A 7,564-nucleotide genomic window follows, 5' to 3' on the forward strand; every position below is an offset into this window, starting at 1 on the left:
CGTGATGGGCTGCACCGTTTCGCCGGACATGAAGCCTTGACGGGGCGTAGATCTTCATTACGCTGAAGCGGCTTGAGATGCACGGAGGAGCTTATGAGTAAGGCCCGAGCCGGTGCGGCGTTCACTCGGGCAGGTCCGGAGGGCGCACGCCCTCGATGTGCCCGCGGGTCGGCTGTTGGGCATCACCCCACGAGATCGGCAGCACCCCCTGGGGTTACCGGTTAAATCAATCCATCGTAGGGAAATGTCTGTATGTGTACTCTATCGGGACATGACGGCAAGGGATTTCCCGTCCCGTGTAAAACTGAAGCAAAAATTTTCATCTCCTACTGAATGCATATCGGTCCCGTCGGGTTCGCCATGAAGGGGTCCGGCCGGCGATTCACCTTTCGCAGGACCAGGTCCTCGACGGACCTGCCGGGTTCACTCCTTCTCCTCCGCCTGTTTCTCGCAGCGAGCCCCTCGCGACGCGGCTCCCATGCGAGTTCCCACCGTCGGCGGCGGTTCCCCGTCCGGGAATCCGCCCTTGAGCAGATCCGGCTCCAGCCGCTCGGGCACGCCCGAGCCGGGGTGTTGCCGTGTCTTCGCACGCCACACGCCACACGCCACACGCCGACGGACCCCCGGCCGATCCGGGCAACCCAGTAGAGGCCCATGCATGAGTGTTCGCCGAGACCGAAAGGTCACACCCCAGTTCCTGAGGACCGCGGAAAGGACGTTACTTCGATGAGCACCGACGGCCTGCCCCTGGACGGTGTGACCGTCCTCGACTTCACCCAGGTCTTCATGGGTCCCAGCTGCACCCAGCTGCTGGGTGACTACGGCGCCGACGTGATCAAGATCGAGCGCCCCGGAACCGGCGACCTCTCCCGGACATCCTTCCCGGACCGGGATGGGCTGGACGGGCCGATCTTCCTCGCCATCAACCGGAACAAGCGCAGCGTCTGCGTCGATGTCCGCGCACCCGAAGGCAAGGAAGTGATTCTGAGCCTGGTCCGCGCAGCGGACGTAGTGGTGAGCAACTTCCGCGGTGGTGTGATGGAACGGCTCGGTTTCGGCTACGAAGACCTACGGACGGTCAACCCTCGTCTCATCTGGGCCTCCGGCACCGGTTTCGGAAGCGCCGGCCCGTACAGCCACAAGGGCGGCCAGGACGTGATCAGCCAGGCCTACTCCGGGGTGATGTGGCGCCGCGAGTCCCCCGACCTACCGCTGTCCGTCTACCCCACCCCACTGGGCGACTACACCACCGGCATGCATCTGCTGCAGGGCATCCTGCTCGCGCTGTTCACCCGGACCAGGACCGGAGAGGGCCAGAAGGTCGAAGTCAGCATGTACGACTCGATGCTGCACATGCAGATGCAGGAGGCCTGCGCGCAGCTGAACCGTGGCTACGAGGTCAACTGGGCCAGCATGCCGCTCAGCGGTGTCTTCCCGACCATGGACGGCGCGGTCTGCATGGTCGGAGCGTTCAAGGAGAACCCGCTGCGCGCGGTATGCGCAGCCCTGGAGATGGACGAGGACCTCTCGCTGCGCGAGGAGTACTCCACCATGGAGGCGCAGTTCCAACGACGCCCGCAGCTCCAGGCGATCTTCCGGGAGCGGTACGCCGGCAACGTCACGGAGCACTGGATCCGACGACTGGAGGAGCAGGACATCCTCTGCGCACCGGTGCGCACCCTGGAAGAGGCTCTCGCGGACGAGCAGACCGCGGTCAACGGCATGATCGTCGATATGAACCACCCGGTGGCCGGCAAGGTTAGGGCGGTCGCTGCACCCATCCTCCTCTCCGGTGCCCGCATGGGCGTCCGCCACTGCCCGCCGCAGCTCGGTGAGCACAGTTCCGAAGTCCTCAGGGAACACGGCTTCGACGACGCCCGGATCGCTGCGCTGGTGGAGAGCGGTGTCCTGCGGTGACCGCGACGCCCTCCACGGACGACGTGCGCCTGGAGATCGACCAGCACGTCGCCCGTGTGACCATCGACCGACCCCGGGTGCTCAACGCCGTCGGCGCCAAGACGCTCCAACACCTCAACGAGGCTTGGGAGCGCATCGAGTCGGACCCCGAGGTCCGTGTCGTCGTCGTGACCGGCGAAGGCGACCGGGCCTTCTGCGCCGGTGCCGACATGTCCGCCGAGGAGACCGGCAGGACCGGCTTGGAGTACTGGGCCGCTCTCGACCCCAACGGTTTCGGCGGCCTGTCCCTGCGCACCACCCTCGACGTCCCGGTGATCGCCCGGGTGAACGGGTACGCCCTCGGCGGTGGCATGGAGATGGTCCTGGGCTGCGACATCGTGGTCGCAGCCGATCACGCCCAGTTCGGGCTCACCGAGCCCCGTGTCGGACGCGTCCCACTCGACGGAGGAGTCACTCAGCTTGTCCGCCGGCTGCCACATACCCAGGCGATGGGCCTGCTGCTCACCGGGCGGCGGGCGAGCGCGGCTGAGCTCGCCGGGATGGGACTGGTCAACGAGGTGGTTCCGGCCGAGCAGTTGGACGAGGCGGTCGACCGCTGGGTCGCCGGTGTTCTCGCGTGCGCTCCCACCTCGCTGCGCGCCGTCAAGCAGATGGTGCAGCGCACCGCGCACCTGACCAGCCAGGAGGCCCGGGCGACCCGCCTGCCGGCGCTGATGGCAGCCCTGGACAGCGAGGACAGTCGCGAGGGCGTCCAAGCCTTCAGGGACAAACGCCCACCGAACTGGCCTGGGCGCTGAACCGCTGGCGATCAGCGCGGGGTTGACCGCGACTCGTTCGAACAAACCGATGAGTCCGAATTCAGGCCCGGCCACGCTGAGGTGCACCGGGAGGCCGATGAGTCCGATCACGCCCAGTGCCACCGTGCTCCTGCCGACGGTGGGGGAAATGCCCTGCGGTGGCGTACTGGCGTCCCATCAGCACGATGAGCACGTTGCCGCTGGTGATCGATGAAAGGCACCGGCTGAGGGGCAGTCGATCTGCTTCGCGCCTTCCTGGCCGGGGCGATGCCGCGCTCGACCCGGATACGGCGCGAGGAGTGCGCCGTGCGCTGACGCTCGTACAACTCCTCGTACCGGTCCGGGGTGTTCTTCTTGAACTTACGGTGCGGGGCGTCACCACCGGCCGCCGGTCTGCGCCCCGCACCAGCCCCAGCTGACGAGCGTGGGTGATGTCCGCGCGGCATGCGGGCCGGGTCGGGCTGCACCGCTTCGAGATGCGCCGGATCAAGGTCGCCCCCCGTCAGTAACTCCCTCTTCCCCGGTGCCTGTCAGGCGGTCCGGATGGAGCGTCACCGTACCGGCCGCAGTACCGGCAAGGTCGCCGTCACCACCGTCTACGCGGTCACCGGTCGGCGTGAGCTGCCCGGTGTGGAGGTACGCACAGCGAGGTGACGGTCTCGATGGGGGAGCGGATCGGGGCGTATCTTCAGGGCGTATGGGAGAAAGAGGTAGTGGGTGCGGGATTATGGACACCGACTTTTCCCATGCCGCCCTCAGATGATCCGGTTTCGCCCGCTCCGCCGCTGTTCAGCGGCCCTCCTGCGCTGGAGTATGAATGATCGTATGGATCAACGGTGCGTTCGGTGCGGGGAAGACCACCACCGCACGGGAACTGATCGACCTGATCCCGAACAGCACACTCTTCGACCCCGAGCTGATCGGCACCGGGCTGGCGCACCTGCTGCCCGCCAAGCGCCTCGCCGAGGTCGGCGACTTCCAGGATCTGCCGATCTGGCGGCGGCTCGTGGTCGACACGGCGGCGGCGATGCTCTCCGAACTCGGGGGCGTGCTCGTGGTCCCCATGACACTGCTCCGCCAGGACTACCGCGACGAGATCTTCGGCGGCCTCGCGTCCCGCAGGATCGCGGTACGCCATGTGCTTCTCGCCCCGGCGGAAACGATTTTGCGCGAACGAATAGCCGGCCGGGAGGTCCCGCCGGACCTCCCCGACGGGGAGATACGGGTGCGCCAGTGGTCGTACGACCAGATCGAGCCCTACCGCGCCGCCCTGGCCGGCTGGCTCACCGCGGACGCCCACCTCGTCGACAACGGCACCCTCACCCCGTACGAGTCCGCCGTGCGCGTCGCCGAAGCCGTGAACAGCGGATCCGTGCCGGTCTGCGACATCGTGCAGACCCCCGAACCCACCTCGGAGACCGTCGCGGCGGGGGTGCTCCTGTTCGACGAACTGGACCGGGTCCTGCTCGTCGACCCGACGTACAAGGCCGGCTGGGAGTTCCCCGGCGGTGTCGTCGAATCCGGTGAGGCACCCGCGCGCGCGGGCATCCGCGAGGTCGCCGAGGAGACCGGTATCCGGCTGACGGACGTCCCCCGTCTCCTGGTTGTCGACTGGGAACCCCCGGAGCCCCCCGGTTACGGCGGCCTGCGCCTCCTCTACGACGGCGGCCGGCTGGGCGGCGGCGAGGCCCGGCAACTGGTGCTGCCGGGCCCCGAACTGCGCGACTGGCGCTTCGTCACGGAGGAGGAGGCCGCCACACTCATGCCCCCCATCCGCTACGAGCGCCTGCGCTGGGCCCTGCGAGCGAGGGAGCGGGGGGCCGCCCTGTACCTGGAGGCAGGAGTGCCCCAGGGCTAGCCGACGTTCATTTTTGAGGCCGACCGGCGTATGTCTTTCAGCCCGTCCGGTCCGCGCTTTTCAGGCCGACGGCCGTCTGTATTTCAGCCCGTCCGGCGTTTGAGGACGAGGCCGTTCAGGCCGATGGGGGTTCTGGGGGCGCAGCCCCCAGAACCTCGGGGCACGCCCCACCAGGGAGCGTGCCCCGGCTTCACCCCGCCGCGTAATTCCGGAGGAACAACGCCTCGGCCACAGCCAGCCGCTCCAGCTCCTCGGGCGACACGCTCTCGTTCACGGCGTGAATCTGCGCCTCCGGCTCGCTGAGCCCGATCAGCAGGATCTCCGCCTGCGGGTACAGCGACGCGAGGGTGTTGCACAGCGGAATGGACCCGCCCTGCCCCGCGTACTGCATCTCCGCCCCGTCGTACGCGACACTCATCGCCTCGGCCATCGCCGCGTACGCCGGGCTCGTGGTGTCGGCACGGAACGCCTGGCCCTGCCCGATCTGCTCGGTGCCCACCCGCGCTCCCCACGGCGTGTGCGCCTCCAGATGGGCCTGGAGCAGCTTGGTCGCCTCGACGGCGTCCACGCCCGGCGGCACCCGCAGGCTGACCAGCGCGCGGGCGCCGGCCTGCACGGACGGGGTGGCGCCGACCACCGGCGGGGCGTCGATGCCGAGCACGGTCACGGCGGGCCGCGCCCAGATACGGTCGGCGACCGTGCCCGAGCCGATCAGCCGCACGCCGTCGAGCACCTTGGCGTCCTTGCGGAACTGCGCCTCGTCGTACTGCAGGCCCTCCCACGACGAGGAGCCCGCGAGCCCGTCGACCGTGGTCGAGCCGTCCTCGGCGCGCAGCGAGTCGAGCGCGCGGATCAGCGCGCTCAGCGCGTCGGGGGCCGCGCCGCCGAACTGGCCGGAGTGCAGATTGCCTTCGAGGGTGTCGACCTGGACGCGGACGAGCGTCATGCCGCGCAGCGCGGTGGTGACCGTCGGCACACCGACCCGGAAGTTCCCGGAGTCGCCGATGACGATCGCGTCGGCCGTCAGCAGCTCCGGGTGTTCCTCGGCGTACCGCTCCAGACCGCCGGTGCCCTGCTCCTCCGAGCCCTCGGCGATGACCTTGACGCCGACCGGGACACCGCCGTTCGCCTTGAGCGCGCGCAGCGCGAGCAGGTGCATTATCAGGCCGCCCTTGCAGTCGGCGGCCCCGCGCCCGTACCAGCGGCCGTCCCGCTCGGTCAGCTCGAAGGGGGGCGTCTGCCAGCCGGCCTCGTCGAGGGGCGGCTGCACGTCGTAGTGCGCGTACAGCAGGACGGTCTTCGAGCCCTCGGGGCCGGGCAGGAAGCCGTACACCGACTGGGTGCCGTCAGGGGTGTCGAGCAGGGCGACGTCCTGGAAACCCTCGGCGCGCAGCGCGTCGGCCACCCAGTTCGCGGCGCCCTCGCTCTCGCTGCGCGGGAACTGGTCGAAGTCCGCCACCGATTTGAAGGCCACCAGCTCGGTCAGCTCCGTCTTCGCCCTGGGCATCAGGGAGACGACGGTCTCGGCGACCGGATTCGACGACATGGGCACGCTCCTCGTGGGTGCGACGTTGTACGAGTGGGTACGGCTGCGGATGAGCGCGCGAACGGGTGTGCGCGCTGCATACGCTGCCGATCCTCCCACAGCGGTCTTCGCCGGACGCCGCCGTAGGATGCGTGGAGTAGGTGCGGCAGGCGGCGGGATCGGAGCAGCAGACCATCGTGAGCAGCGAGAACTCTTCGGACGACGGACAGGACGACGGGCAGCAGGTGTGGGACGTCGTCGTGGTCGGGGCGGGACCGGCGGGCGCCTCGGCCGCCTATGCGGCGGCGGTCGCGGGGCGCCGCGTCCTGTTGCTGGAGAAAGCGGAGTTGCCCCGCTACAAGACATGCGGCGGCGGCATCATCGGACCGAGCCGTGACGCGCTGCCGCCCGGTTTCGAGTTGCCGTTCCGGGACCGGATCCATGCGGTCACGTTCTCGCTTGAGGGCAAGTTCGCGCGCACGCGCCGCTCCAAGCAGATGCTCTTCGGGCTCATCAACCGGCCGGAGTTCGACCAGCAGCTCGTCGAGCACGCGCAGAAGGCGGGCGCCGAACTGCGGACGGGCGCCACGGTCACCAGGGTGGAGCAGCACGGTTCGGCGGTCCCCGACCGGCGCTCGGTCGCGGTCGTCCTCCAGGACGGCGAGACGCTGCTGGCGCGGTCGGTGGTCGGCGCGGACGGCAGCGCCAGCCGGATAGGAGCACACGTCGGGGTGAAGCTCGACCAGGTCGACCTCGGCCTGGAGGCGGAGATCCCGGTTCCGGAGACGGTCGCGGAGGACTGGAAGGGCCGGGTCCTCATCGACTGGGGCCCGCTGCCCGGCAGTTACGGGTGGGTGTTCCCCAAGGGCGACACCCTCACCGTCGGGGTCATCTCGGCGCGGGGCGAAGGCGCCGCGACCAAGCGGTATCTGGAGGACTTCATCGCCCGGCTGGGCCTCGCGGGTTTCGAGCCCAGCATCTCGTCCGGGCACCTGACCCGCTGCCGCGCCGACGACTCGCCGCTGTCGCGGGGCCGGGTGCTGGTGTGCGGGGACGCGGCCGGTCTGCTGGAGCCGTGGACCCGCGAGGGCATCTCCTTCGCGCTGCGTTCGGGGCGGCTCGCGGGGGAGTGGGCGGTGCGGATCGCCGAGGCCCACGACGCCGTGGACACGCGGCGGCAGGCGCTGAACTACGCCTTCGCGATCAAGGCGGGGCTGGGTGTGGAGATGAGCATCGGCAGGCGCATGCTCCAGATCTTCGAGCGCCGGCCCGGAGTGTTCCATGCCGCGCTCACCGGCTTCCGGCCCGCGTGGAAGGCGTTCGCGGGGATCACCCGCGGTTCCACCTCGTTGGGCGACATGGTGCGTTCGCACCCGATGGCGGAGCGGGCCCTGAGCAGGATCGACCGCTGACTGCCGACCGCTGACTCAGACGGTCGGCCGCCGACTCGAACGGTCGGCCGCCGGC

Annotated in this window: 5 protein-coding genes; 4 read left to right on the top strand and 1 reads right to left on the bottom strand. The window is 69.4% G+C overall.

Going from position 1 to position 7,564, the window contains the following annotated elements:
- Positions 1–726 precede the first annotated feature (726 nt).
- The 3 genes from ACFVH5_RS20330 (at position 727) to ACFVH5_RS20340 (ending at position 4,572) form a co-directional block, all read left to right on the top strand.
- Positions 727–1,917 carry a CaiB/BaiF CoA transferase family protein gene (locus ACFVH5_RS20330; protein WP_385835040.1) on the top strand — a complete coding sequence of 397 codons (1,191 nt, stop codon included), beginning with the start codon at positions 727–729 and terminating at the stop codon, positions 1,915–1,917.
- Positions 1,914–2,714, top strand: a complete 801-nt coding sequence (locus ACFVH5_RS20335) for an enoyl-CoA hydratase-related protein (RefSeq protein WP_385835041.1) — start codon at positions 1,914–1,916, stop codon at positions 2,712–2,714. The genes ACFVH5_RS20330 and ACFVH5_RS20335 overlap by 4 nt, the downstream gene beginning before the upstream one ends.
- A gap of 817 nt (positions 2,715–3,531) precedes the next feature.
- Positions 3,532–4,572: an NUDIX domain-containing protein gene (locus ACFVH5_RS20340; RefSeq protein ID WP_385835042.1), complete on the top strand. Its 1,041-nt coding sequence runs from the start codon at positions 3,532–3,534 to the stop codon at positions 4,570–4,572.
- Between the two features lie 190 nt (positions 4,573–4,762).
- On the opposite strand, the gene ACFVH5_RS20345 is transcribed toward ACFVH5_RS20340, so the two are convergent.
- Positions 4,763–6,118, bottom strand: a complete 1,356-nt coding sequence (locus ACFVH5_RS20345) for a dipeptidase (RefSeq protein ID WP_385835043.1) — start codon at positions 6,116–6,118, stop codon at positions 4,763–4,765.
- Positions 6,119–6,294: 176 nt separating this feature from the next.
- On the opposite strand from ACFVH5_RS20345, the gene ACFVH5_RS20350 reads away from it, so the two are divergent.
- On the top strand, positions 6,295–7,509 hold the full coding sequence (locus ACFVH5_RS20350; protein ID WP_385835044.1) for a geranylgeranyl reductase family protein: 1,215 nt from the start codon (positions 6,295–6,297) through the stop codon (positions 7,507–7,509).
- Positions 7,510–7,564: the final 55 nt, after the last annotated feature.

Source organism: Streptomyces sp. NPDC127119 (assembly GCF_042677425.1).
In the GTDB taxonomy this organism is placed as follows: Bacteria; Actinomycetota; Actinomycetes; order Streptomycetales; family Streptomycetaceae; genus Streptomyces.

Coding starts and splice junctions, on each gene's coding strand:
- ACFVH5_RS20330 (WP_385835040.1), top strand. CDS start 727: ATGAGCACCGACGGCCTGCCCCTGGACGGTGTGACCGTCCTCGACTTC.
- ACFVH5_RS20340 (WP_385835042.1), top strand. CDS start 3,532: ATGATCGTATGGATCAACGGTGCGTTCGGTGCGGGGAAGACCACCACC.
- ACFVH5_RS20345 (WP_385835043.1), bottom strand. CDS start 6,118: ATGTCGTCGAATCCGGTCGCCGAGACCGTCGTCTCCCTGATGCCCAGG.